This is a genomic window from Deinococcus aquiradiocola, assembly GCF_014646915.1.
Taxonomy (GTDB): domain Bacteria; phylum Deinococcota; class Deinococci; order Deinococcales; family Deinococcaceae; genus Deinococcus; species Deinococcus aquiradiocola.
In genome coordinates this window covers 142,171-166,853 of record NZ_BMOE01000002.1, presented here as the reverse complement: position 1 = coordinate 166,853, position 24,683 = coordinate 142,171, and the positions used below count along the sequence as shown (strand labels likewise).

The window sequence follows — 24,683 nt, the reverse complement described above, 5'->3', positions numbered from 1 at the left end:
GGCCCATTCCGGCCGTGCATGAGCGGCTGGCCGCGCCTGCCTGCCAGGCCTTCCCACAGGCTGTGCCAATCCATATGAGCCGTGACGTGCTGGCCGCGTACCTGAACGCCTCCGCGCAACCGCCACCCCTCCTGAACAGGATGACGACCACGGCAGCGGGAAAACTCTACCTGGGGGGGCCACGCCTGCCTCTCTGTCCTCCCCGCGTTCAGCCGCTGCCGGGCGCAGGCTGTACCCGGCAGGACCTGAGTGATCTGCTGTTCTACAGCTTCGGCGTGAGTCGGCTTCACCTCTCGACCCCGAACGCCACCCGTACAACGCTTGAGCTGCGCCGACCCGTCGGCTCCGGAGGCGCGCTGTACCCCACGCAGCTGTACGTCTCCCACCAGGGCGTCCCCGGAGTACCGGACGGCCTCTCGCACTTCGACCCGCTTCACCATCAGCTGGCGGTCCTCCTGTACGGCGATCCCCTCACCGGACCGGACCGACCGGCGCACCACTCGGTACACCCGCCACGGATCACCGTCCTGCTGACCTCGGCCAGCTGGAACACCATGCCGAAATATCAGCACTTCGGGTACCGCCTGATCACGCTGGAGTTCGGGATGGTGGCTGAACAGCTCGGGATCGTCGGACATGCCCTCGGTGCCCGGTGCTCCCTCACCCTGGAATGGCCGGACGCCTTCAGCCGCTGGATCCAGCCAACGGGTGACGAACGGCCAGGCCCGGTCGTCACCCTGGAATGGCCCGACACAGAACGCCCCAAGGTGACGCACAACGCCCCAGTTCGAACCGGAGCCGTCAGCCGTTCCCCTGCAGTCCCCGGGCTGACCACCTGCCCGCTGGCCTGGCAGGTGGAGATCGCCGCAGCGAACCTCCCGGCAGCACCACACTCCTCCAGCTCGCCCGAAACCCTCACACCCTGCCCGGGCGGCGCGTCCTCCGTCTTCAGGCAGCTCCGGGCACGCCGGTCAAGCGGGGAGGGATTCAGGAACGTCCCTGTTTCCGGCACGGCGCTCCGGAACGCGATCAGCGAAGTGTCCGAATGGATAGATGGTCACGACACGACGCTGTTGATGGTGGCCCGCGCCGTCACCGGAATCCGCCCGGGAATCTACCGGTTCGATCTCCTGAACCCTGCTCCGGTCCCAGCGTCATGCCCTGATCCGGCCGTGCTGCTCCTGGGCGGGACTCCAGGAGCCACCGCACAGTCCAACCAGCCCGCCGCATGGCTTTACCTGACGGCGAAGCTGGACCTTCACTCCGACGAGAGCGCAGCCCGGTACCGTGACACTCAGATCCGCATCGGTCGCCTGCTGCAGCGCCTGCATCTGGCATGCACTGCCCAGGGCATCGATGGTCACGTCAGTCTGGCCTACGACGTACACCTCACCCAGCACCTGTTCAGCCTGAACGGGGAGTGGTACCCGGCCGCGCAACTGGTCCTGGGGACCGCGCGCCCCGAGACCGAACACTTCAGCATGGACTTCAGGGCCACTGCACCCGCATGGCCCACAGCTCCAGGACGGTGAACCGCTGGAGAACCTCAACCGTCTGGAAACACACGGGGTGATGCGCCACGAACACATGAGATATCGCCCGTCTCGCCGTTCACGCACCGGAAGAAACCGGGCGACGAAGTCCGTGGCCGGGGTGCCTCCGCAGACCCCGTCGATCGAGGCGACGACGCATGCCATGGGATCAGCGAGGGCAGTTCGGTCGTGAACTGATCCACGTGCTTCCAGACTGCTGCTGTGCCCTCCCACTCCCTTCGCGCGGGCCTGTACGGATTGTGTTTCAGTGCGTGTTCAGCCAGTTCACCATGTCGTTCATCGGTCCTTTCTCCATGGGGGCGAAATCGTCCTGCGTCACGTCCGCGGCCTTCCCGAGGCTGTGTCCCAGCCCGGGGTAGAGCTTCAGGGTATGGTCCGTGTTCCCGGCCTTCGTCAGGGCGGTGTCGAACGTTCGCGCGTCGGCGGGGTCGATGTTCGCGTCGTTGCCTCCCTGGAGGATCAGCACGGGGAGCTTCAGCTGTGAGGTGAGCGTGTCCAGCGTCGGGAGGGACGTGGACGGCGCGTACATGGGGTCCTGCGGGACGGACGCGCGGTCGTACGCGGCCATGGCGGGGAGGGCCTCGGCCTGGAGGTCGATCATGCCGTCGTGGTTCACGTCGATGGCAGTGTTCAGCACGGGGTGCTCCAGCGTGCTCGTCCGGTCGAACAGCAGCTGGCCCTGCAGCTTTGCGAGCATGCTGCCGTTTCCCCCGAAGGACGACAGGAGTCCGGGCAGGCCCAACCGTCCGTCCTGCGCGTACCTGGACAGGTACGGAACGCCGACCCGCCCGAACTGCCGGGCGAAGACGGACGCGTAATCGTTCGCGACCGGGCCCTGGACAATCAGTCCGCGCGCGCCGACCTCGAGGGCGAGGGTGGCGGCGATGACGCTGCCCTCGCTCCAGCCGTACACGTACACCCGTGAAGCGTCCACGTCCGGCTGTGCCGCGGCGGCGTTCAGCGCTGTCCGGGCGTCGCTCAACAGGTCCCGCATGCTCAGCTTGCCGTACGCCGTGTACGCGGCGACCGCGCCTTCGGCCGACAGGCTTTCCCGGGCGTAGCGTTTGTCGAAACGCATCACGGCGTACCCCTGCCCGGCCAGGGCGTGTGCCAGGGTGCCGAGCGAACCGTTCGTGACCTGCCCGCCGAACGTCGCGAAACTGCCGTCCATGTCCTCTGGACCGGTTCCCTGAATCAGCAGCACCAGCGGCGCCCTCGCCGGACGGTCAGGCAGGAGAAGTTCGGCCCGGGCGGGTATTCCGGCGAAGTTCAGCGTCAGGGAACGGGCGGTGACGGCGGAACTCCTCTCCGAGGCAGCGGTGCCCAGCAGGAGGCAGAAGCTCAGCACGAACGGGGTCCGGGATCGCATGGCTTCACGATAGAAGCTATGCTGCTTTCCATGCCAGACCTTCAGGGAAGCAGCCTGCCGACGCCGTCTCAGGTGGAGGTGCTCACCGACCTGAGGGCGGCGCAGGTGGTCACGGACCGCACGCAGTTGCGCCTGCTGGCACCGTTCATGGGGCAGGAGCGCACAGTTTCACAGGTCGCTGGGCTGCTGCACCTGAGCACGACCGCTGCCTACAAGGTCACGCAACGTTTCCTGAATCTCGGCCTGCTGCGCGAGACGCGGACGGAAGCCCGGGCTGGCCGCGCCCTCCGCTACTACCGCGCACCCGCCGCGTACTTCACGCCGTTCACGGTCATGTCGCTGGAACAGATCGGTCAGCAGAACCGCGCCGCCCATCTGGAGCGCTTCGAGCGGGACTTCGCACGGACCGTGCAGCACGAACTGCACGGAACCTGGGGCGCCCTGACGCGGGTGCTGCCTTCCGGAGAACCGTTCTACGACGTCGCCACGCGGGACGGCGAGAGCTGGAATCCACTGGATGACGATGCTCCCGTCATCCTTTCCGGCTGGAATCTCGTGACCCTGCCGCCCGCCGAGGCCCGCGCGCTCCAACGCGAACTCATGGCCGTGGTCGAACCGTACCTCAACCGCCAGACCTCCGGGAACCCCTATCTGCTGGGCGTTTTCCTGACGCCTGACCACGGTTAGGTGAGGGGAAGCGGAAGAGCAGGGCCGTGGCCTGATCGCCCGTATCCTGCGTGCCCGCCTGACCCTGAGTGCAGCGGGCATGTCCGAGACCGCGCTGCGGGCGACGCCTGCCCGCTGCCGGAACCCGTTCGTTTCTTCTCCTGCCGGTCGATTGAGGACTGGCTTCGTGACGGACGGTCCGGATCCGGTGTGATCGGCTCTGCTCTGGGGCGCTTGGCGTCCGTCACCGCCAGGGATGTGGGGCTTGTCGTCAACGATCTGCGTGCCATGTGCACCGACCGGCCCGTGTGGAATGTCTTGGCGGTGGGAATCCTCTGAGGTGATCATATTGGTGTATCATTTGCGCATATGCTCCCATTAGAGCGTCATACGCGCATTCTTGAGCTGATGGATCAGTACGAGACGCTGCTCACGCAGGACATCGCCGAGCGGGTCGGCGTATCGGGAGCCACGATCCGGCGCGACCTGCAGGACCTCTCGGAACGGGGCCTGCTGTCGAGGACGCACGGCGGCGCCGTCCGGGTGCAGCGCAGCATCGCCCAGGAGCCGGCATTCGCGGCCAAATCCATCCGCATGCAGAGCGAGAAGATCGCCATTGCCGAATACGTGGCCGCCCACATCCGCGACGGATCAACACTGATTTTCGATGCGGGGACCACCATCCTCGAGGTGGCCCGCCGGGTGGCCGGGCGGCCCTTCACGGCCATTGCGCTCGACCTGCCGGCCGCCCAGGCCCTGGCGGTCGGCGCGACCGAGGTCCTGCTGCTGGGCGGCCGGGTCCGCAGCAACAGCTTTTCCATCACCGGCCCCTGGAGTGAAGAGCAGCTGCGCACCCTGCGGGCGGACGTCTTTCTGATGGGCGCGCACGCCGTGGACGCACAGGGCGTCTCGAACGCCGTCATCGAGGAGGCGATGGTCAAGAAGCTGGCGGTCGAGGTGAGCCACCGGACGATGCTGCTGGCAGACCACAGCAAGTTCGGCTGGCGGGCCATGACCCAGGTGTGCGCCCTGGATCAGGTGCAGCAGATCGTGACGGACCGGGGCAGCCGCAAACTGAACTGGCTGAAGGAATCGGGCGTGGACCTCACGGTCGTCTGAACGGCAGGAGGGCCGCGTCCAATATCTCGGACGCGGCCCTCCTGCTGTCGGCGCTGCGGCGGTCCTGCTGGCCGCTTCCGGGTCACTGCCCCCGCGTGTAGCGGTCGATGACCATCGCCCCGATGATGATCAGCCCTGTGGCGAGCAGCTGATAGAACGCCTGCACGCCCAGCAGCGTCAGCACGTTCTGCAGCATGCTGAGCAGCAGCGCTCCGAGCAGGGCGCCCACGACGTTCCCATTGCCGCCCGATAGGCTGGTGCCGCCCACCACCGAAGCGGCGATGGCGCTCAGCTCCCAGCCGTTGCCCAGGATCGGCTCGGCCGCGCCCAGCTGGGCGATGAGAACCAGCGCCGCGAAGGCCGCCAGCACACCCGAGATCACGTACGTCAGCGTCACGTAGCGGCTGACGTTGATGCCGCTCAGCCGCACCGCCTCGGCGTTGCCGCCGATGGCGAGAATGTACTGACCGGTCTTGCTGAAGCGCAGGATCAGGGTGAAGACCGCCACCAGCGCCAGGGCCGCGATGAGCGGAATGGGCAGGCCGAGGAAGGTCCCGCCCAGGGCCGCCTTGTAGCTGTCCGGCAGGGACAGGATCGGCTGCCCGTTGGTGTACGACAGCGCCAGTCCCCGGTAGAAGGTCATGGTGCCGAGCGTCACGATGAACGGCGCGAGCTGAACCCGTGTCACAAGCAGGCCGTTGACCAGCCCGGCCACTGCCCCCACCGCCAGCGCCACCAGCACCGCGAGCAGCACCGGCAGGCCCCGGCCCATCAGGTCCGCGCCGATCACGGCCGACAGGGCGGCAGTGGAACCCACCGAAAGGTCGATGCCGCCCGTGATGATCACATAGGTCAGGCCGATCGCGACGATGGTATTGATGGCGGCGCTCAGGCCGATGCCGTTGATGGCATTGTCGACCGAGAAGAACGACGGCACGGTGAAGCTGAAGGCGACGGCGCCGAGCAGCAGGATCGCCAGGATGCCGGCCTCACGGAGCCGCTCGATGACGGCCACCCGCTGCACGGATCGGGACGGCGGCTGGGCAGGACTAGACGGCTGTTGGGTGTTCTGCATCGCTCTGTGCTCCTGTGGCCAGCGCCAGGATGCGCTCCTCGCTGGCCTGGGCGCGGGGCAGTTCGCCGACGAGGCGTCCTTCCCGCATGACGAGAATTCGGTCGCTGAGTCTCAGGACCTCGGGCAGTTCCGACGACACCATCAGGATCGCCACCCCCTGCCGGGCGAGGTCGTCGATCAGCGCGTAGATGTCGGCCTTGCTGGCCACGTCGATGCCGCGCGTCGGTTCGTCGATCAGCAGCAGCTGACAACCGGCCGAGAGCCAGCGGCCCAGGATGACCTTCTGCTGGTTGCCGCCCGACAGCCTGCGGATGGTCTGGCCGGGATTGGCGGGCCGGATGCCGAGCTGCTGCATCTGCGGCTCGACCTTGCGGCGCATGTCGGTCTCGCGCACGCTCACCTGGCCTTTGGCCCAGCTCGTGAGCATCATGTTCACGCTCACGGTGGCATCGGGCACGATGCCCTGCTGCCGGCGGTCCTCGGCGATGAAGCCGACGCCGCGCTGCATCATGACGGCGGGCGTCGGCCGGTCGACGGTCTGCCCGTCCAGCTCGATCCGGCCGCTGCCTGCAGTGTCGGCACCGTAGATGGCGCGCAGCACTTCGGTCCGGCCCGCGCCGATCAATCCGGCGAGCGTGACGACCTCTCCTGCCCGGACCTGCAGACCCACGTCCTGGAATGCCCCCGCTCGGGACAGCCCGTCGACATTCAGCCGCACCTCGCCGGGCTGCCGTGCGGGCGGTTCCAGCTGCGCGGCCAGTTCCCGGCCGACCATCATGCTCACCAGCTGCGCCTGGTTCACGTCCCGCTGATTCACCGTGCCGATGTACTGGCCGTCCCGGAGTACCGTCACCCGGTCGGCGAGCGCCTCGATCTCGTCGAAGTGATGACTGACGTAGATGACGCCCACGCCACTGGCGGTCAGTTCGCGCACCACCGTGTACAGCGCCTCGATCTCGTGGGTGGTGAGGCTGGAGGTCGGCTCGTCCATGATGATGATCCGGGCCCTGCGGGCCACCGCGCGGGCGATCTCCACCATCTGCTGCTGCGCGATGGTCAGCCGTTTGACGGGCGTGCCGGGCGGCACGTTCAGTCCCACCTGATCCAGGAACGGCCGGACGCGGGCCTCCATCCGGCGGTAGTTCAGCCACTCGTGGCCCTCGTTGCCGAGCAGCACGTTCTGCGCCACCGTGAGTTCCGGGATGAGGGCGAGTTCCTGATGGATCATGGCGATGCCGTGATGCTGGGCGTCGCGTGGACTGCTCAGCGTCACGGGTTGGCCGTCCACCGCCAGCGTGCCGCTCTCGGGGGTGTAGATGCCGAAGAGCACCTTGAGCAGCGTGCTTTTGCCCGCGCCGTTCTCGCCCAGCAGCGCGTGGACCTCACCGGGCCGCAGGGTGAACTGCACGTCCCGCAGCACCTGCACCCCGCTGAACGACTTGTGGATGTGCTGCGCGCTGAGCAGTTCAGGGACCGGCGCGGCGGTCGGCTGGGGTGTCGTCATGTCGAGCTCTCCTTTCCAGGCAGGACGGTGGCAGGACTGCAGCTGCCCTGCCGTCCTGCCTCGCTGGGGTTACTTCCTGAACTGCTCGTACTGGGCCATGTTGGACTTCATGACGAGCGCCTGAGGCGTGGCGACCACCCGTGGCAGCTTCTGCCCGCCCAGCAGGCGCACCGCGACCTCGACGGCCACCTCGCCGGTGAGGATCGGGAAGGAATCGACGGTGCCGGTCAGTTCGCCCTTCTTGATGCTGTCGTAGGCGGCGTTGATGCCGTCGGTGCCGAAGACCAGCGTCTTGCCGAGGCGTCCCGAGGCCTTGACCGCCTCGACCACGCCGAGCGCCATGGTGTCGTTGTTGCAGTAGAAGGCGTTGAGCTCGGGGTAGCGGCGCAGCAGGTCGCGTGCGGTGGTGAAGGCCTTCTGGCGGTCCCAGTCGGCCGGCACGCTCGCCACGATCTTCATGGCCGTGTTTTTGGCGAGGGTGGTCTTGAAGCCCAGCGTGCGCTGACGCGCAGCGTACACCCCGGCCTGGCCCTCGATCACAGCGAACTGGCCGCCCTTCGGGAAGGTCTTCAGCAGGTGGTTCGCGACGCTCACGCCGTTGTCGTACTGGCTGTTGCCGACGAAGTGCTGCGCGGAGGGCGCGACGGCGTCGTTGACGTTGATGACCAGGCTGGCCTTGCCGGCCCGCTGAATGCCCGGCAGCAGGTTCACGTCGCTCTGCGGGGACACCAGCAGCGCCTTGTAGCCCTTGCCGATCATGGTGTTCATCATGCTGAGCTGACCGATCTGGTCGCTCTCGTTGCTGGGTGCCTGGGCGTCGATCTTCACGCCGTACTTCTCTCCGCCCCTGATGTACCCGGTGCGCAGCAGTTGCCAGTACTCGTTCGACAGGGCCTTCATCACGCCGCCGATCTGCACGTCGCCACTGAGCTTGGGAACGGGTCCGAACTTGGCCGTGAGCTGGGACGATTCGATGCGGCTCTTCTCGGTGTCGGGCGAGAAGGTCTGGGCTGCGGCGACACCGGTGAGGAGCGCGGTCAGGGCAAACAGGCGGGTCACGTTCATGGAAGCCTCCAGGGCAGGGTGAGAAGCGGACGGGGCGGGGCGGACAGGCGGGAAACCGCCGTGGACGTCAGGAGTGGGGAAGCGGGTGCTTCCGGAGCAGCTGAACGAAGTGGGCAGCCGATTCGGTGGCGCGTTCCAGGGCCTGCGGCGGCGGCGAGCCCTGGGCGAGCTGAGCCGCCAGGACGCCGACGAAGTGATCGCCCGCCCCGTGGGTGGAGCGTGCCTCGACGCTGGGTGCCGGAAGGTCAGTGTCCAGGCGGTCGTGACGGTAGTGCAGCACCCCGCCGGCCCCGAGGGTGACGATCACGCTCGGGTGGCCGAACGGAAGCGTGTTCGGCCGCGTCTGCGGGTCGGTGCCCGTCCAGCCGTGCGCCTCGACGGCGTTGACCACGACGTGGTCGGCCAGGGGAAGCAGGTCACGATAGGTGTCCTGCCAGGGGGCGGCGTTCATCAGGACCGGCACGCCTGCCGTACGGGCCTTCTGCAGCACGGCATGGAGGGTGTCGTACCGCGTTTCCCACTGACATACGAGCAGGGCGGGCGTCGCCCCGCTCATCGGCGTGTCGAGCGCCGAGGCGCGCAGGGCCGTGTTGGCACCCGGCACGATCACGCCCACGTTCTCGCCTGCCGCGTCGAGCAGCGCGGCGCTGCTGCCGGTGGGCAGGGCAGCATCGATCTGCAGCAGGGTCCGGACGCCCCGTGCCGTCAGGGTCTGTTCCGCCTCGCGGCCCTCGTGGTCGTCACCGACGCAGGCCACCAGGCTGGCCCGCACGCCCGGGACGGCGGCCGCCATCGCCTGATTGGCCGCCTTGCCGCCCAGTTGCGTCCAGCTCTCGCGGGCGATGACCGTCTCGCCCGGCATCGGCAGGGCGCTGAGCTGCATCATCCGGTCGAGATGAATGCTCCCCACGACCAGCACCTCCGGCAGATGCTCAGCCATGAACCTTCTCCGGGAACAGCAGCCGTTCAATCACCCGGGTGACGTTGAAGGCGTCGTGCCCGGCCCCTATGCTGTGATCGGCGGCCAGTTCGCGGGCCAGCGTGAGCAGACGCTCGGTGATGCGAATGTTCCACTCGCACTCGCGGACCGGATCCTCACGGACCGGGAAGGTATCGAAGTAGATGGTACCGGGGTACTTTCCGCGCTCCAGCAGCACCAGCAGTTCCAGGGTGGTGATCAGGCTGGTGGTGCCGACCATCAGACCGTCGTCCTGTCGTCCGTAGCCGTCGTTGAGATGCACACCGAAGAGCTTCTGGTGTCGCAGCGCGAGGGCGGCTGCCTTGGGCGCGTGTTCGTTGGCCATCTGGGCGTGACAGTAATCGAGGACCACCCCGAGGTTGTCCGCACCGATTTCCTGGACGACCATCAGGGCTTCACCCATGTTGCCGATCAGCGAATACTTGCGCGGCTCCCACGGCTTGTATTCCAGGCCGACCCGCATGGCGGGGTTGTGCGCCGCGATCTGCGCGAAACCCTCGACGGTGTGCGCGAACATGCGCGCGTAGCTGTCCTGGAAAGGGTAGTCGAAACCGTCGAAGCCGGGCCAGACGATCACGTGATTGCCGCCAAGTTCGGCACAGGCGTCGAGCGCCTGACAGGTCAGGTCGATGGCTGCCTGGCGAACTGCGGCGTCCGGATGGGTCAATCCGCCGTCGCCGAAGGTGTCAGCCGGGTAGCGGACGTTCAGGCTGTCCACACTGAGCCCCGACGCCTCAATGATCTGGCGGGTGGCTTGGAGGCTGGCGGGCGTGAAATGTTCAGGAAAGTTGAGGCTCAGCGAGTTGAGCCCCCGGATCTGCGTGGCCCGGCGCAGCAGGTCTTCCGTGTGGATCGGTCCGGCCGGGAAGGCGAGCTCAGGCCGGGATTTGAGTGAATTGAGTCGTGTGGCGTAGAGCATGAAGCCTCCTCAGGGGCAACCGTGTGCGCATTTGTGATTATTTTTGGCCTTGTGGGGAAATTGTACGCTCGGTTTCGCCACAATGTCAAGCACTTTTGCGCAAATGAGCGTATATACGCAGGGTGGGATTCGGTGCACTCAGACCAGCCCTGGAACCACCGCAACGACGAAAGTGGGTTGCCGCAGCGTCAGGGGAACGGGGGGAGCCGAAGCTGTGCGGTCGAGCCGCCCCAGGACGTCCCACCGATGCCCACAGTCTGAACAAGTCCGGATGAAGCGGCCGGGTCTGCCGCTTGCCGTCCTGATCCTGCTGGCACTGACCACGGCGGGCACCGCCACGCATAACGTCTGGCGACGCGGCGTGAACCTCGACGGCTGGCTGAGCGCAGGTCCGTTCGTGCCACTGGGTGCGTCTCGGCTGGCCGACCTGCAGCGGGTGCGGGCGGCGGGCTTCGACTTCGTACGGGTGCCGCTGGATCCGGCGCTGTTCATCAGCGCCCAGGCGGGCTCCCCTGAGCCTGCGGCCTCCCTGGACCGCCTCCTGCAGGAAGCGCGGCTGCGCAACCTTGGGGTGGTGGTGAGCCTCGCACCCTCAGACGAAGCCAAGCGTCAGGTCCTGCTCGGCGGTCTCGCGCGCGACACCTACCTCGTGCTGCTTGAACGGCTGTCGGCACGGCTGGCGGCGGCCCAGCTCCCGCGCGCCATGATTGAACCGATGGACGAACCGGTGGACCCCTACCGCCGCGACTGCGGACCCAGCACCTTCGACTGGAACGCGGCCCTGAGTGACTTCGTGGCCGCCGTCCGCCGGGGCGCACCTGGGCTGACGGTCCTGGTGTCCGGCATCTGCTACGCGGACGCCGACTCCATGCAGGACCTGCGTCCCCTCTCGGACCACAACGTGACGTACAGCTTCCAGTACCTCGACCCTTTGAACTTCACTCAACAGGGCAACCTGAACAACGACGGCTGGAAGAACCTCAGGGGCGTGCCATACACCGCCAGGGACGCCTCGGCCATGCGCCGGGCCTTTGCGGGGGCGGGCGGCTGGGCGCGCCAGTACAACCTGCCGGTGCTGGTCACCGCGTTCGCAGTGCACGACACCGCACCGACCGCCGACCGTCTGCGCTGGCTGCGCGACCTGCGGGTGCTGGCCGAAGAACAGCAGTTCGCGTGGACCGTCTGGAGCTGGCAGGACAGCGCAGGCTTCGGAGTGAGCAGAGGCGGAACCCTCTCCGGCGAACTGAACCGTGCCCTGGGCCTGTCCAGGTGAGGACATTCACGCCTGCACCCGGGGCCAACGTCGACACGGGCTGGATGTTCCCGGATTCAAAAATTTCTGCCAGCATGCGAAGAAGGATCGCGGCTCCCGCTGCCTTGACCTGACGGAAGACGCCTGCCCGTACCTGGAAAGACGCCCAGCACGGCGTGATGAACCCCCGTGGTTCGGGCTGCCGCCTCGCAGCGGCACCAGCGCCACCACACTTCAGCCCATCCCGAGAGACGACGCTCCCTGGAGAAAACAAACTATTGACTGACCCTGTTCCCTTTGCTTTCGGTCGGTACACTTGGATATGCCGGACATGACACTCCAGCTGCTGGGCGAGCCTCAACTCCGCCTGGCTGGCGTCCCGTTTCCCTGCCGCGGCATGGGGCTGCGGCTCCTGGCCGTGCTGGCGGTGGATGGTCCGTCCGAACGGCTGAAGCTGGCAGATCTGCTGTGGGAGACCACCACGCACCGGGCCCTGCACAACCTCCGTATGGCCGTGCATCAGCTGGTCCGGGACCTGGGGGAGCACGGGGACCTGTTGCGCCGCCGCCCAGGTTTCCTGGAACTGGATCTTCTGCGGGTACGGGTGGACGCGCTGTGCGTCCCTGAAGACCCAAGCGCCCTGCTGACCCACTGGCGGGGCTTTCTGTCGGGCCAGCGGAGCCGGGGCAGCGAGGCCTGGCTGGAGTGGGCGCAGCGGACTGAGGACCGTCTCCTCGGCGAGCATGTCGAGCATCTGCGCCGCGCAGCCTTCCTGCATCCCGAGCCGCTCTCCGGGCGACTGCGCCGACGCGCACGCGAGCTCGTGGTGGGCCTGTCCCCGGAGCCGGTGGACCCGGTGCCGCGCCCGCTCTCGCGTCCGGACCCCCCAGTCAGTCAGGAACCACCTCCTGCCCACACGGCTCCCTTCGTCGGACGCGGTCAGGTGCTTGACGATGTCCTGGCCGCCGTGGAGCGTCGCCAGATGGTGTTCCTGAGCGGTGCTCCCGGCACAGGCAAGACCGCTCTGCAGGCGGCCCTGGCCTCACTGTTTGGCGGGCGGCAATTCATGCCGGTGGCCAGCGACCCTGCCGACCGGGACGGACCGTACTCCACCATCTACCGTGCCCTGAGGGACCTGCAGCAGGGGCTGAATCTCGGGCGCTGGTTCCTGCCTGAGGTGCCGTCCGGCGAGGTGGTCGCTCACCTGTCTCAGCTGCGTGAGGTGCGACTTTCCGGTGACCTGGATCCTCTGGCCCGGCCACTCCTGGCCGAGGCGTTTCAGCAGCCCTTCGTCAGCTGGGGAGACGACATCCACCACTGGGACGACGCCTCGACCCGGGTGGTGGCCCGGCACTCCCCCAGGCTGCTGGCCCAGAGCCCCAGGGCGGGCGTGGTCAATACGTTCCGTCCCGGTGACCTGAACTCCGGGTGCCGCGCCAGCGTCCTGCGCTGCATCGATCAGGGACGCGGCGTGATCATTCCGATTCCTGCGTTGACCCGCGACGAGGTCGCCGAGTTGAGTGCTTCATTCCTGCCCGGTGTGACCGACGCTCAGGTCGGGCATCTGTGCCACTACGCCGGTGGTCTTCCCGGCCTGATCGTGCCGGTCCTGAACGAGGCCGTCCGGCGGGGCAGCCTGCCTGAACGCCTGACGCCGGTCGCCGCCGAGGCCGCCCGGCTGCACCTGCAGCTGACGCAACTGGGCGGCCGCGAGCTGGAAATTCTGCGTGTCCTGGCCGTGAATGATGGTGCGCCCGTGGACGTGGAGCTGCTGGGTGGAGTGCTTCAGGTGCCCAGAGGCACCGTGGTGGACGCCCTGGAGCGGTTGTTCCACTGCGGGTATCTGGTCGGCCATGAGGTGCATCCCCCGGCGCTGCGGCAGACGGTACTGCGCCATGCACCGCCCCTGATCCTGGCTGATCTCGCCGTCCGGCTGCACGACACCCGGAACGTCTCACCGTCAACGCGGCATGACCCTGGGTTGACGGCGAATTGACGGCCCCTGACGGATGCTGTCGCCACCTTCGGTATGGGCGGTTGCGGCCATCCCTCCCAACCGTCCCGCCCGGAGGGAGGAGGGATCGTATGAGGGAAGGCAGACCGTTGGCCGTCGTGTCACTCGCCCTGATTCTCGCCGCATGCGGTGGCGGCAGCACCCTGCCCGGCACGCCCGTCACCGCCCTGACCGACAGTGGTGCAGGGAGCCTGCGCGACGCGATTGCCGCCGCCGCACCCGGTGACACCCTGCGCCTCACCGAGACGGGCACCCTGAACCTACTCAGTCCCCTGGTCATCACCCGGGACGTCACCATCATCGCTGCCGGTGTCACGCTCGATGCTGCCGGGAAGGGACGCGTCCTGGACATCGCTGCCGGTGTCAGCGTCACCCTGCAGGGCGGCACACTGACCGGCGGGACGGGCGCAGCACTGCCCGCCAGCCTGAATGCCGCCCGCATCGCCACGTCCGCCGGTTCACCCCGGATGGAGGCCCTGTCTCAACCGCGTGCCGAGGGGGGCGCGCAGCTGAACGCACAGGCCACTTTACTCACCGCGGGCGGCGTCCTGATCAACCGCGGCACCCTCACGCTGGACGGTGTGACCGTGACCGGCGGGAAGGCGAACCTGGGCGGCGGCATCTACAACGCTGCTGGCGCGACCCTGACGCTGATTGGCACCACCACGGTCACCGGCAACGAGGCGACCCTGGCCGACCCCGCCGACCTGACGCTGGACCAGGGCTACGGCGGCGGGATCTTCAACAAGGGCCAGCTGGTGGTGGCGGGCGGCCGGGTGAACGTCAATACGGCCGCCTATGGCGGCGGCGGGATTTACGGCGGCACGGGCAGCAGCACCACGCTCACCGGCGGAGCGGTGGACGGAAACCAGACCACGTTTCCGGTCACGGTGGTGGGCACCGTCACGAACGGCTCCGCTGGCGGCGGCATCTACACCAACGGCAATCTGACCGTGTCGGGCGGAAGCGTGAGTGGGAACAGGACCGCGTACTTCGGGGGCGGCGTCACGGTGCAGTCCACCTGCGCCGACGCGCAGTGCACCAACGTGAACCGGCCCGTGTTCAGCCTGACGGGCGGCACCATCGCGAACAATGCCCAGACGGACACCGGCGGAGTTGGTGGTGGCGGCGCACTGTGGCTGAACGCCCGAAGCAGCATCAGCGGCGGAACCGTGCGCGCCAATGCGGCCGACAGTGGAGCCGGTCTGGTCACGTGGTTTGACACGGACATCACGGGAGGGGTGTTCGAGGGGAACCAGGCGCGCACGAACGGCGGGGGAATCTACTTTGCCAATGCCGGTCGCGCCTACCACATCGGGGGGACGGCCCGGATCAGCGGGAATACGGCCGGGAACAGCGGGGGGGGCTTCACCATCGGGCGCGCCACTCAGGTGACCATGGATGGAGGCAGCGTGAGCGGGAACACGGTCACGGGAACCAGCGACGGGGGCGGCGGTGTCCGAGTGAGCAAGGAAGCCGCCTTCACCCTGTCCGGCGGTGAGATCAGAGGCAACGCGGCCGTGAAGACCGGCGGTGGGATCACGGTGGGCGGCACGGTCACCATGACGGGCGGCACCATCACGGGGAACACCGTGACGAACCGCACCGACGGTCAGGGCGGCGGTGGCGGCGGCGTGCGCCTGTACTCGGGCAGCAGCATGACCGCCAGCGGCGGCACGATCAGCGACAACACAGCGTGGTACGGAGGCGGCGTGGAAACCAACGGCGTGTACCAGACCTCGCCCACCTCCACCTTCGTGCTGTCCGGCGCGACCTTGAGCGGCAACCGCGCAGATGGCAGCAACGGCGGCGGTTTCTGGAACGACGGTACGCTGACCATCCAGAGCGGCAGCGTGACCGGCAACTCGGCCCGCGACGGCGGTGGCGTCTTCAACACCAGGATCGGCGTGTATGCGCAGCCGGGCGGCAGCGTCACCGGCAACACGCCGAACAACGTGGTGAACGGGCAGTGAAAGCTCCAGGTGAGGCCGGAGGCCGCGCAGCCCGGGCACGACGGCGTCGGGGAACCGGACCGCCCGGCTGATTTCCCGAAATCGGTCCGCACAGCCGAATGGAGACCCGGGCGGACCAACCCGGGTCCCCATTGGTCTCGCCCGCCGTGATGTACGGCGCCTCGGTCCCCACGCCTGATGGTTCGGGTACAGGTCACAGCGAGGCCTTGCACTCACCGTGAAGAGTCGAACGAAGAGGCATCTTCCGTAGAGATGCATGTGGGGTCGCTCTCCATGACCTCTCCCTCAGGGGAGGTCAATCGTCGATCGCCAGTTCGTCAGCAGTCAGCTCGACGATGCGTCGGAGGTGCCCATGAATGGTTTCCAGCGCGGCGCGGCAGGTGACGGTGCCTGCAAGGTCGAAGTCGCTGGTGAGTGCCCGGATGGCCCAGAGGGTGTCGAGATCCACCCGTTCCTGGTCCCAGGCGTTCTCGAGGCGGTCGATCAGCAGGCCCGCGTGCGCCTTGCCTTCCGGGCCGTTCCAGCCCTCGGGCTGCGCATCCAGACAGGTCCGGACCGTCTGGAGCATCGCCCGGGCGTCCGGTGCCAGGTCACGCCAGAGTAAACTGACGCGGTTCATCTGAGGGCGGTCTGCTGACTGCTGACGCTCCAGGCCGCGCTGCCTGCACGCCAGAAAATCGGGTCGAGGTTCTGGGTCAACGCCTGCCAGCCTGGCCCGAAGGTGGCCGTGCACAGCTGGTCGCTGGCCACAGCCGAGAGGAGGGCAAGGCTCCCGGCCGGTTCCGGCGCGGTGAACTGGACCGCGTGTCCGTCCCACCCGCCGTCCTCAGGAGCGAGCGTCCACGGCCGGTCCAGCGTGTCCGGGGAGGCGCACGCGACCGGCAGCGACTCGTCTCCGGGCTTCAACTGCAGGTCCTGAGTGTCGGGGTCGATGGTCAGTCGGATCAGGCCGGGCCGCTCCTCGACAATCTTCGCCTGAACGGGGGTAGGGAAGAAAGCGACCGACACTGGGGAAACGGATTCCGGGGCCTGACGGTCAAGCAATTCAGGCCGCTCGTTCCAGGCCCAGAAGCGCTCGACGGTCCCGGAGGTGGAGGGCAGGATGCCGCACCCGTGGCATTCCTCGAGCGCATGCATCGTGCCGACCTTGCCCTGGACTGCGGGGAGGGTGGTCGTGCCGCAGGCAGCCAGGAGGGAGCCGAGCATCAGGGTCAGGACGGTCATCTTTGCGTTCATGGGGTCACCTCTGCCTGCAGACTGTCACGCGGGCTGGGAACGATCAGGGAATCCGCAGGCGGTCAGACGGTGAGCGTGGCGGGCAGGCTGTCCATGAAGATGTCGGGCAGCGGCGCGCCGTACTCGCTCGCCAGCATCCGCCGGTACGTGCCGAGCGCGAGGCGGGCGCCCTCCGGGTCGCCGGTCGCCAGCAGTGCCCGAATCAACCCCTCGTGGGCGGGGGCGAGCAGCGGGTCCAGGGTGAGCAGCTGCCGGTACAGCGGGACCGCTCCGTCTGGTGTGGTCGCCGCCGCCTGTGAGAGCAGCGCCGTGACCGCCTGCTGAGCCGTCCGGGACCGGTAGTCCTGAGCCCATTCGGTATCGACGCCCGGAAGGAAAGGCCGTGACCAGTCCAGGCCCGCGGTCGACAGCACGTCCACCTCCACGTGCAGGGCCGGCGAGAGGCGGTAACGCCCGGCTGCGTACGGGAGTGGGTCCAGGTCGACGGGCAAGGAGGATTTGAGGGCGCTGCGCAGGCGCCGTACGGCCACCCGGAAGTACTCGACGTGCCGTTCCTCTGCCGAGCCGTCCCAGAGGGCCGTCACGAGCTCGTCCCGGGAGCCCGAGCCGTGTATGGCGAGCCAGACCAGAAGTTCACGGGCCTTGGCCAGCCCGATCTGGACGGGCTGGCCGTTCAGGTGAACCTGCAGGTCGCCGAGGGTCAGCAGCGTGAGGTGCCATTCTGGCCCGCTCTTCACGGCCGGGGCCTGTTCCTCGGGAATCAGCAGGTCTTCGGCGGGCGTACCCCGCAAGGCACGGTTGAGCGCGCTGTCGGCGTGCAGGTGGGACGCGTGGGGGTTCCGGCGCAGTTCGTCCTGCGCCAGACTGCGCTGCGCGGGGTCGCCCTGGGCCGCCAGCAGCAGGTGGGCGCGCAACCTGGTTTCGGCGTCGCTGCTGTTCAGATGGGCTGGGTCGACCGCGTTCAGGTCTTCCCCGGTCATCAGGGCCTTCAGGACCGCGTGGCGGACCCGGTGTGTCCCGGGGCAGGCGGCCTGCAGCCACGCGGCCGCCTCGGCCGGACGGGCCTGCTGGAGCAGGGTATCGGCCAGCTCCAGTGGCAGGCCCGTCTGTTCCAGGTTGAGTTCCGCGGCACGTGTCGCTTCCAGCGCCCGCAGGAGAGACGTCTCGGCCTGCCCGGACTGGCCTGCGCGCCGCTCGGCCGTGCCCAGCAAGCGCAGTCTGCGGGCGTGGAAAACCGTCCGCTCTGCACCGACGACCGACTCCAGCGCCCGCAGGTGGGCCGCTGCCCCTTCGGTCTCGCCGTTCCGCAGGGCAAGTTCGAGTTCGTCGAGGTGCAGGTCGGCCGCCCGGCCGTGCCAGCCGAGTTCCTCGTAGATCCGCCGGGCCCGGTGGAGCGGCACGGTCGCCTCGGCAGCGGGGCGCGTGTGCCGCCAGACGGTCGCCTGCAGTTGCCAGGCCTCGGCCAGCCGGACCGGGTCCTCCCCCTGGGCCGCGAGCGTGATGAACCGTGACGCGGTCTCTTCCGCCTGCTCCAGCAGCCCCAGCCGCAGCGAACCGAACACCAGCGGCCACGACAGGGCCGGGACCGGCGGGCCGTCCCCTGTCCGTGCGAGGCCTTCCTGGGCAAGTGCCAGTTGCTCGGCGTAGTGTCCCTGTCGACCGCGTACCGTCGCGAGTGATGCGAATCCGGCAGGGGTGAGGCGGTTCTCGTCACGCAGCGCCTGCAATCTCCCCTCCCCTTCCCGGCTGCGGCCCGTCTCAATCTGAGCCCACGCCAGCCGTTCCTGCAGTGCGGCAGGCAGCGGCACCTCCACCAAGGGTTCCAGGAGGGCCCGGGTGAGGCGGTGCTCGCCGCGGTCCCGGTAGCGGGGCACGAGGACGGTCGCCAGCCGGACCGCGTCCGGCAGTTCGCCCGCCTGGCGGTAGAGCTGCGCGGCACGCTCCAGGGAACCGGCCGCCTCGGCCACGCCTGCCGCCAGCGCGCGGCAGCTGCGGGCGAGCGCCGGGTCGCGCTGCAGCAGGCGGTCCAGCACCTGCACCAGCAGCTGGTGCGGTTGATACATGCCGCCCCCGAGCGGCGACAGGGGCAGACCCGCCTTCAGGAGGGTTCTGAGCCAGTCGGCGGGAAGGCGCGGGCTGAGGAGGGCAGCGTCACCCTCGTTCCACAGTTCGAGAGGCGACAGGTGCGGCAGTCCGGCGAGGAGGTCCGTGGGCAGACTCTGAAGCGCCTCAAGCACCAGGTCATCCACCTCCGCATGACGGTGCGCGCCGTTTGCGGACAGCGCGAGACCAGTCGGCCAGCCCGCTAGGCTGCGGAGTTGCTCCTCGCTGAGCGTTCCTCCCCGTCCCTCCAGGTAAGCCTGTGTTTCTTCGGAATCGAAGGCCAAGTCGTCGGTGTCGAGCAACAGGACGCGGCCCTCCGCCAGTCGGTGCGCGACCCGCAGGCCTTCCGTGCTGTGGCCGCTCAGCAGCAGCCGGTGGCCTTCCTCCAGACGGTCCGCCAGACCGCCCAGCCAGCGTGCGAGGCGCTCATCCTCGACATTGTCGACGATCAGGTCGACGCCTTCCTCCATGGTCCCCAGTTGCCCGGCCAGGCGGCGGGCCAGCACCTCCTCCGGCGTACGGACGTCCAGGTCCCGCAGCGCGTGCAGTTCCGGCAGCTGGCCCGCCAGGCGGGACACCACGTCTCCCGCACCTTCGTGTACGCCACCGATCCGGCACCATGCCACCCGCCTCGGGGTGCTGCGGGCGTACTGCGCGAGCAGGGTCGTCTTGCCGTACCCGGACGGCGCGACCAGCACCACCAGACAGACGTCGACGGCCTCGGCGAGCCGACTGAGCAACCTCGGCCTCGGCCGTTCAAACCGGGACGCACGGGGGACAGCCGGCACTCTGGAAACCTGGGTCATGGATACGGGCAGTCTACCGTCCGTCATTGGCGTTGAGCGTCAGCCGCCCTCTGGGAACAGAACCCCGGACGCGGAGCGGTGGTCTTCCTTCCGGAGAACCGGGACGCGGTGCACAGCCCAGCACCACTGGGGAACCGCGAGGGAACCCGGCCCCCGGACGTCAGGTTCCTCAAGGATTCCCAGCACGGCCGGTACAACCATCCCAGGCTTCGGCCCGGCCATCCCACCCCTTCCCTCATCTCGTACAGGAGCTCACCATGATCGACTTCAGACTTCGTCTCGCCCTGGTTTCCACTGCCCTGGTCGCCCTCTCGGCCTGCGGGACCACCCCGGTGCCATCCGCAAAGGACAGCGCCAATGTCCGCACGCAGTACGTCCTTCCTGAAGAGCCCTGCGATCCCACCTCTATCGACTGTGGCAGCGGAGGCGGGGGGGGCGGTGAGCCGACCGGGCCTGGACCGGACGACGTGTACCTCCCCGCCGCCACCAGCCTCGCCCCCATGTCCGAACTGCGCCAGCGGGCACAGCAGCTGGGCGTCTCCCCGCTCACGGCCGGCCTGCCGAACATCAACCAGGTGATATCGGCATCAGGTCCCGCCCAGCGTGGAATGCAGGCGCAGACCGTCCCGACCTCGGCGAACGACACTCAGGATTACGTCAATCAACTGTTCCGGATGGGGCAGTGGACAAACGGCGCGCCTGGCCAGAACTCCGTGCCGCTGCCGCCTGACCAGGGCTGTGACCTCGAACGTGTCGACGTCACCAGCAACCCCGAGGATCTCGTGAGCTTCGATCCTTCCAGCATGCTTTATCCGGGGGCCCTGGTTCAGGGGCAGTACGTGAACCTCGGGGTCGGTGCACTCAACCCGATCAACGTGCCGTCCACGCTCCGCAAGCCGATCGCGCTAGGCACGGACCTGTACCTGAGTGCGACCGGTCAGACGGCCACCGCCAACCCGGCCACCATGAACGAGGTCAACACGCAGATCGGAAACATGATCCGCACCGCACAGAGCCAGAACGCCCTTCCCGGCGCGGCGGTGTACTTCGAATCGTTCACGGCCTCGTCCCTCAACGAGGCGGCGGTCAAGATGGGTCTTGACGTGCATGCTCTGGGCGCCGGCATTCAGACGAGGTTCAGCAACGTCAGCAGCGACGCCCGCAACACCGTGTTCGTACGGATGAATCAGAGCATCTTCCGGGTTGCCCAGGACCTGAACGGCAATACCCCGGTCCAGGGGCTCTTCAACAGCAGCTTCGGTGTCAATGACCTGAACGCCCTCGCGGCCCGCGGCGAGATCGATTCCGCCAACCTCCCGACCTACGTCTCCGACGAGGTGTTCGGGCGCATGCTGGTGTTCTCCCTCAGCTCGAACGTCTCCAGTCAGGAGCTTGACGCGTCGGTCAAGGCCGTGTACCGGGAGAACGAAGAGAAGAAGGCCGGCGGGAGCTTCACCGCGAGCGCTCACGACAAGCAGGTCGTCAACGAGGCCGTGGTCCGCGTCTTCGGGTGGGGCGGCCTGGCCGATCCGACCATCAGCGTCATCCGCAGCGGAAGCTGGCTCAGTTACTTCGACGGGCAGAACGTCCCCCTCTCCTCCCTGAAGCCGCTCTCGTTCACCCTGCGCCGCTGGGACAACCAACTCGCCACCATGACGCGGACCACGAGCTACACCAAACGCACTTGCAGCCCCCGCCACAAGGTCGAAGTCGAGGTCAGCGAGCTCGGCGGTGACGCCTCCGTCGGCCTGAAAACCTCCGGCGCACTGAACTTCGACACCGTCAAGAACCTGAGTGGCACGTCCGCCTCCGGTCGCCTGAACGTCTCGAACCTGATGTCCGGCGGGGACGATGAAATCAAGGTGAGTGCCTCGGCCTATGACCCCGGGTTCCTGAAACGCTACCGCTGGCAGGTCCGGGTCAAGGTCTTCGTGGACAACGTCGAACGGCTGAACGAGTACCGCTCCTGCACCGGCTGCCACTCCCAGGACCCTGTCTTCATCATCGGCGCCAACAGCACCACCGGCACCGTGAACCTCAACTACGGATACTGATTCCCGATCCGGCAGTGAGGGCCGCCCCTGTCCAGGGGCGGCCTTCACTGCATGGCCGGTCGGCATACGCTGTTCAGCACCTCCTGTCCCGCGATGGTCGGTCATGAAGTTGGTGGAGGCTCAGTTCAGGATGCAGCCCTGCTCCCCGAAAGCCGCCGCTGCCTGATACCCGACGCAGAGCGACGACGGCAGCGGTCGTAGAGCATCTCGATCCATCTGACAACGGCTGTACGTGTCCGTACTCGGTCTCATGACAGTTCACTCAACGCCGTCTCCGCCTTCAGCATCACAAAAAAATTTATCCAGACAACGTTATCCCAGCATTCCCCGTTCCTGGTCGTGTACTGAATCCCCCGCGATAGAGGTTGTCACAGGCCTCCCGACTCGGCAGAGAGGTGACATCCGTGGCGCACTTCTGGTGCGGGCGATCAGTCGTGAACGTCCTGGCGAAAATGCTTTCCGCGCCCGGTTGCAGGGTTTCGTGGTTGAACCCAGGGGCGAAGCGTATCTCGGAAAGGTGTCGGGAACTCAACCTCGGGGGACGGAAACCCGGGGAACGCTTCCCTCCAGTTGCAGCGCGTGAGCGAGATCGACCTGCGGCTGGGGCAGCGGCAGGTCTGAGAGCTGCGCTTCGATCTCGGTGAGGTGTGCGGCCATCAGGCGCTGTCCGGCCTGCCAGTCTCCTCTTCCGACTGCGCCGATGAGCTGTCGGTGGTCGTGGTCGCGGCACGCTGTGAACGGAAGATGACTGTACAGCGCGATCGCCAGTGAACTCTGTGAGATCAGCTCGCGCAGCGTCGCCGTGAGCAGCGTGTTGCCCGCGAAGTCCGCCAGCGTCAGGTGCAGATTGCCTGAGGCCCGGATCGCTCCAGCCTGATCTCCGCGCGTGTGGGCGGCAGCCTCTTCGTCCAGCACCTTCTCGAGCGCCGTGACGATCTGCGAGGTCACGTTGAGGGCCACGATCCGGATGGTCTCGTTCTCGATCACGCGCCGAGCGTGGAAGAGGTCGTGCATCTCCCGCGCTGTCGGTCGGGCCACCTGCGCCCCGACGTTTCGTGTCAATTCGACGTACCGCTTCTCGCTCAGGCGCAGCAGGGCCCGCCGCACCGTTTCGCGGCCCACGCCGTACAGCTGGGACAGCCGCTGTTCCGGCAAGCGTGTGCCCGGCGTGAGCCGCTGTTCGTAGATGGTCTGGATGAGGTGTTCGTAGATGGTCTGGTCTGTCCACATCGGCGGGTTCATTCTGGCACGCCAGCCGCGTGGACGACGTTGGAAACTGGTTCCGCATTCGTGTCGCATTATGTCACTTTCGGGCAAAAAATTCCCAGGCTATTGAGATATATCTGCATTTTGTCATTTTTTTGAGCAACGTTTTGCAGACCGTCCTTGAGATTGTTGACAATCCCTGGTACGCTGACCACAGCCCGCAGACGCGTGGGCAGCGAGACCGCCGGCCGGGAACGGCCCGCAGGAGGCAGAGATGTCGCAGACGGCACACAGTGACAGTGCAGGGACGGGCAACCACGGCGCGGGAAGCACCACCTTCGAACGCCGCCCGGAGTACAGTGACCGCCTTTACAACCAGGATCTGGCTCCGCTGAGACCGCAGACCTGGACCTGGTACAACATCTTCGCGTTCTGGATGAGCGACGTACACTCGGTGGGCGGCTACGTCTTCGCGGGCAGCCTGTTCGCCCTTGGCATCGGCCCGGTTCCGGTGCTGATCTCCCTGCTGCTCGGTATTCTGATCGTAAACGTGTTCTGCAATCTGGTGTCGCGGCCCAGCCAGCAGGCGGGCGTGCCGTACCCGGTCGCCAGCCGCCTGTCGTTCGGAGTGATCGGCGCCAATGTACCCGCCATCATCCGGGGACTGATCGCGGTGGCCTGGTACGGCATTCAGACCTTCCTGGCATCGAGCGCCCTGGTGATCGTGCTGCTGCGCTTCTTTCCCGGACTCCAGCCGCTCTCGCAGGTGAGCTTCCTGGGCCTCTCCGCCCTCGGCTGGACGGGCTTCATGCTGATGTGGGTCCTGCAGGCCGTGGTGTTCTGGTTCGGCATGAACGCCATCAAGCGCTTCATCGACTTCGCCGGGCCCGCCGTGTACGCAGTGATGTTCGTCCTGGCCATCTACATCACAGTCAGGGCGGGCGGCAACGTCAGCCTGAGCCTCGCTGAAGTCCGCTATACCGGCACGGCCGCCCTCTTCCCGATGCTCACCGCCACCGCGCTGGTGGTGTCCTACTTCAGTGGTCCGATGCTCAACTTCGGTGACTTCAGCCGCTACGCCCGCAGTGCAGGCGAGGTGCGGCGCGGGAACTTCTGGGGCCTGCCGGTGAACTTCCTGCTGTTCAGTCTGGTGACCGTCATCACCACCTCCGGCACCATTCCAGTGTTCGGCAAGCTGATCACCGACCCGATCGCCATCGTCTCACGCATCGACAGCAGCTTCGCGGTCGTTCTGGGTGCATTTACGTTCATCACCGCCACCATCGGCATCAATATCGTCGCCAACTTCGTGTCGCCGGCCTTCGATTTCAGCAACGTCGCGCCCAAGTTCATCTCGTGGCGCACCGGCGGCTTCATTGCGGCGGTCGCCTCGGTGTTCATCACGCCCTGGAACCTCTTCAACAACCCGACCGTCATCCACTTCACCCTCGACGCGCTGGCCGCGTTCATCGGGCCGCTGTTCGGCATTCTGTTGACCGACTTCTATCTCGTCAAACGGGGCCAGATCGACCTCGACTCGCTGTACATCGCCGATGCCCGGAGCCGCTACTGGTACCGGAACGGCTGGAACACGACGGCCATCTGGGCACTGGTGCCCGCCGTGCTGATGGGCCTGCTGATCGCCTTCATCCCTGGCCTCTCCGCGCTCGCCAACTTCGCCTGGTTCACCGGACTGATCCTCGGGGCCGGCTTCTACTACGCCCTGAGCAGTGCCGAGCGCCGCAGTGCCGCCCAGGTGGCCCCCAACCTCGGCGCGTCCGACTGATTCA

At 67.3% G+C, this 24,683-nt stretch carries 18 protein-coding genes; 8 read left to right on the top strand and 10 right to left on the bottom strand.

Annotated elements, in window-relative coordinates; all coding sequences use genetic code 11:
- Window positions 1–86 precede the first annotated feature (86 nt).
- Complete coding sequence (locus tag IEY33_RS04650; protein WP_188961104.1) at window positions 87–1,532, top strand: SagB family peptide dehydrogenase; 1,446 nt, start codon at window positions 87–89, stop codon at window positions 1,530–1,532.
- 265 nt (window positions 1,533–1,797) lie between these two features.
- Here the strand turns inward: IEY33_RS04650 and IEY33_RS04645 are convergent, their stop codons facing one another.
- Window positions 1,798–2,922 (bottom strand): alpha/beta hydrolase family protein, encoded by a 1,125-nt coding sequence (locus IEY33_RS04645; RefSeq protein ID WP_188961103.1) that lies wholly within the window; start codon window positions 2,920–2,922, stop codon window positions 1,798–1,800.
- A gap of 30 nt (window positions 2,923–2,952) precedes the next feature.
- Between IEY33_RS04645 and IEY33_RS04640 the strand changes: the two genes are divergently transcribed.
- On the top strand, window positions 2,953–3,609 hold the full coding sequence (locus IEY33_RS04640) for a hypothetical protein (RefSeq protein ID WP_229670773.1): 657 nt from the start codon (window positions 2,953–2,955) through the stop codon (window positions 3,607–3,609).
- A 348-nt stretch (window positions 3,610–3,957) separates the two neighbouring features.
- Window positions 3,958–4,707 (top strand): DeoR/GlpR family DNA-binding transcription regulator, encoded by a 750-nt coding sequence (locus IEY33_RS04635; RefSeq protein WP_188961102.1) that lies wholly within the window; start codon window positions 3,958–3,960, stop codon window positions 4,705–4,707.
- 82 nt (window positions 4,708–4,789) lie between these two features.
- Here the strand turns inward: IEY33_RS04635 and IEY33_RS04630 are convergent, their stop codons facing one another.
- From IEY33_RS04630 to IEY33_RS04610, 5 genes are all read right to left on the bottom strand, one after another.
- A complete protein-coding gene (locus IEY33_RS04630) occupies window positions 4,790–5,782 on the bottom strand; it encodes an ABC transporter permease (RefSeq protein WP_229670771.1) in 993 nt (330 codons plus the stop codon).
- Window positions 5,757–7,286, bottom strand: coding sequence for a sugar ABC transporter ATP-binding protein (locus IEY33_RS04625; RefSeq protein ID WP_229670770.1), 1,530 nt, complete (start codon window positions 7,284–7,286; stop codon window positions 5,757–5,759). The genes IEY33_RS04630 and IEY33_RS04625 overlap by 26 nt, the downstream gene beginning before the upstream one ends.
- 69 nt (window positions 7,287–7,355) lie before the next feature.
- Entirely contained in the window at window positions 7,356–8,351 is a 996-nt protein-coding gene (locus tag IEY33_RS04620; protein WP_188961101.1) for a sugar ABC transporter substrate-binding protein, read from the bottom strand.
- A gap of 67 nt (window positions 8,352–8,418) precedes the next feature.
- Window positions 8,419–9,291, bottom strand: a complete 873-nt coding sequence (locus IEY33_RS04615; protein ID WP_188961100.1) for a PfkB family carbohydrate kinase — start codon at window positions 9,289–9,291, stop codon at window positions 8,419–8,421.
- Complete coding sequence (locus IEY33_RS04610) at window positions 9,284–10,249, bottom strand: sugar phosphate isomerase/epimerase family protein (protein WP_188961099.1); 966 nt, start codon at window positions 10,247–10,249, stop codon at window positions 9,284–9,286. The genes IEY33_RS04615 and IEY33_RS04610 overlap by 8 nt, the downstream gene beginning before the upstream one ends.
- Before the next feature lie 271 nt (window positions 10,250–10,520).
- On the opposite strand from IEY33_RS04610, the gene IEY33_RS04605 reads away from it, so the two are divergent.
- The 3 genes from IEY33_RS04605 (at window position 10,521) to IEY33_RS04595 (ending at window position 15,488) form a co-directional block, all read left to right on the top strand.
- Window positions 10,521–11,522, top strand: coding sequence for a glycoside hydrolase family 5 protein (locus IEY33_RS04605; RefSeq protein WP_188961098.1), 1,002 nt, complete (start codon window positions 10,521–10,523; stop codon window positions 11,520–11,522).
- A gap of 310 nt (window positions 11,523–11,832) precedes the next feature.
- Window positions 11,833–13,497 carry an AAA family ATPase gene (locus tag IEY33_RS04600; RefSeq protein WP_188961097.1) on the top strand — a complete coding sequence of 555 codons (1,665 nt, stop codon included), beginning with the start codon at window positions 11,833–11,835 and terminating at the stop codon, window positions 13,495–13,497.
- Between the two features lie 116 nt (window positions 13,498–13,613).
- Complete coding sequence (locus tag IEY33_RS04595) at window positions 13,614–15,488, top strand: beta strand repeat-containing protein (protein WP_188961096.1); 1,875 nt, start codon at window positions 13,614–13,616, stop codon at window positions 15,486–15,488.
- Window positions 15,489–15,783: 295 nt separating this feature from the next.
- Here the strand turns inward: IEY33_RS04595 and IEY33_RS04590 are convergent, their stop codons facing one another.
- The 3 genes from IEY33_RS04590 to IEY33_RS04580 form a co-directional block, all read right to left on the bottom strand.
- A complete protein-coding gene (locus IEY33_RS04590) occupies window positions 15,784–16,107 on the bottom strand; it encodes a hypothetical protein (RefSeq protein WP_188961095.1) in 324 nt (107 codons plus the stop codon).
- Window positions 16,104–16,712 carry a hypothetical protein gene (locus IEY33_RS04585; RefSeq protein ID WP_188961094.1) on the bottom strand — a complete coding sequence of 203 codons (609 nt, stop codon included), beginning with the start codon at window positions 16,710–16,712 and terminating at the stop codon, window positions 16,104–16,106. The genes IEY33_RS04590 and IEY33_RS04585 overlap by 4 nt, the downstream gene beginning before the upstream one ends.
- A gap of 74 nt (window positions 16,713–16,786) precedes the next feature.
- Entirely contained in the window at window positions 16,787–19,567 is a 2,781-nt protein-coding gene (locus IEY33_RS04580; protein WP_188961093.1) for an AfsR/SARP family transcriptional regulator, read from the bottom strand.
- A 533-nt stretch (window positions 19,568–20,100) separates the two neighbouring features.
- Here IEY33_RS04580 and IEY33_RS04575 point away from each other — a divergent pair.
- Window positions 20,101–21,687, top strand: a complete 1,587-nt coding sequence (locus tag IEY33_RS04575; protein ID WP_188961092.1) for a thiol-activated cytolysin family protein — start codon at window positions 20,101–20,103, stop codon at window positions 21,685–21,687.
- Between the two features lie 528 nt (window positions 21,688–22,215).
- Here the strand turns inward: IEY33_RS04575 and IEY33_RS04570 are convergent.
- Entirely contained in the window at window positions 22,216–22,929 is a 714-nt protein-coding gene (locus IEY33_RS04570; RefSeq protein WP_188961091.1) for a GntR family transcriptional regulator, read from the bottom strand.
- 238 nt (window positions 22,930–23,167) lie between these two features.
- Here IEY33_RS04570 and IEY33_RS04565 point away from each other — a divergent pair, with 238 nt between their 5' ends.
- The gene (locus tag IEY33_RS04565; protein ID WP_188961090.1) at window positions 23,168–24,679 is read left to right on the top strand and encodes an NCS1 family nucleobase:cation symporter-1; all 1,512 of its coding nucleotides are present in this window, start codon (window positions 23,168–23,170) and stop codon (window positions 24,677–24,679) included.
- Window positions 24,680–24,683: the final 4 nt, after the last annotated feature.

What these genes read in the sequence shown, in the direction of transcription:
- IEY33_RS04615 (WP_188961100.1), bottom strand. Translation starts at nt 9,291, where the DNA reads ATGGCTGAGCATCTGCCGGAGGTGCTGGTCGTGGGGAGCATTCATCTC.
- IEY33_RS04630 (WP_229670771.1), bottom strand. Translation starts at nt 5,782, where the DNA reads ATGCAGAACACCCAACAGCCGTCTAGTCCTGCCCAGCCGCCGTCCCGA.
- IEY33_RS04640 (WP_229670773.1), top strand. Translation starts at nt 2,953, where the DNA reads ATGCCAGACCTTCAGGGAAGCAGCCTGCCGACGCCGTCTCAGGTGGAG.
- IEY33_RS04565 (WP_188961090.1), top strand. Translation starts at nt 23,168, where the DNA reads ATGTCGCAGACGGCACACAGTGACAGTGCAGGGACGGGCAACCACGGC.
- IEY33_RS04610 (WP_188961099.1), bottom strand. Translation starts at nt 10,249, where the DNA reads ATGCTCTACGCCACACGACTCAATTCACTCAAATCCCGGCCTGAGCTC.
- IEY33_RS04585 (WP_188961094.1), bottom strand. Translation starts at nt 16,712, where the DNA reads ATGACCGTCCTGACCCTGATGCTCGGCTCCCTCCTGGCTGCCTGCGGC.
- IEY33_RS04635 (WP_188961102.1), top strand. Translation starts at nt 3,958, where the DNA reads ATGCTCCCATTAGAGCGTCATACGCGCATTCTTGAGCTGATGGATCAG.
- IEY33_RS04590 (WP_188961095.1), bottom strand. Translation starts at nt 16,107, where the DNA reads ATGAACCGCGTCAGTTTACTCTGGCGTGACCTGGCACCGGACGCCCGG.
- IEY33_RS04570 (WP_188961091.1), bottom strand. Translation starts at nt 22,929, where the DNA reads ATGAACCCGCCGATGTGGACAGACCAGACCATCTACGAACACCTCATC.
- IEY33_RS04620 (WP_188961101.1), bottom strand. Translation starts at nt 8,351, where the DNA reads ATGAACGTGACCCGCCTGTTTGCCCTGACCGCGCTCCTCACCGGTGTC.
- IEY33_RS04625 (WP_229670770.1), bottom strand. Translation starts at nt 7,286, where the DNA reads ATGACGACACCCCAGCCGACCGCCGCGCCGGTCCCTGAACTGCTCAGC.
- IEY33_RS04645 (WP_188961103.1), bottom strand. Translation starts at nt 2,922, where the DNA reads ATGCGATCCCGGACCCCGTTCGTGCTGAGCTTCTGCCTCCTGCTGGGC.
- IEY33_RS04605 (WP_188961098.1), top strand. Translation starts at nt 10,521, where the DNA reads ATGAAGCGGCCGGGTCTGCCGCTTGCCGTCCTGATCCTGCTGGCACTG.
- IEY33_RS04600 (WP_188961097.1), top strand. Translation starts at nt 11,833, where the DNA reads ATGACACTCCAGCTGCTGGGCGAGCCTCAACTCCGCCTGGCTGGCGTC.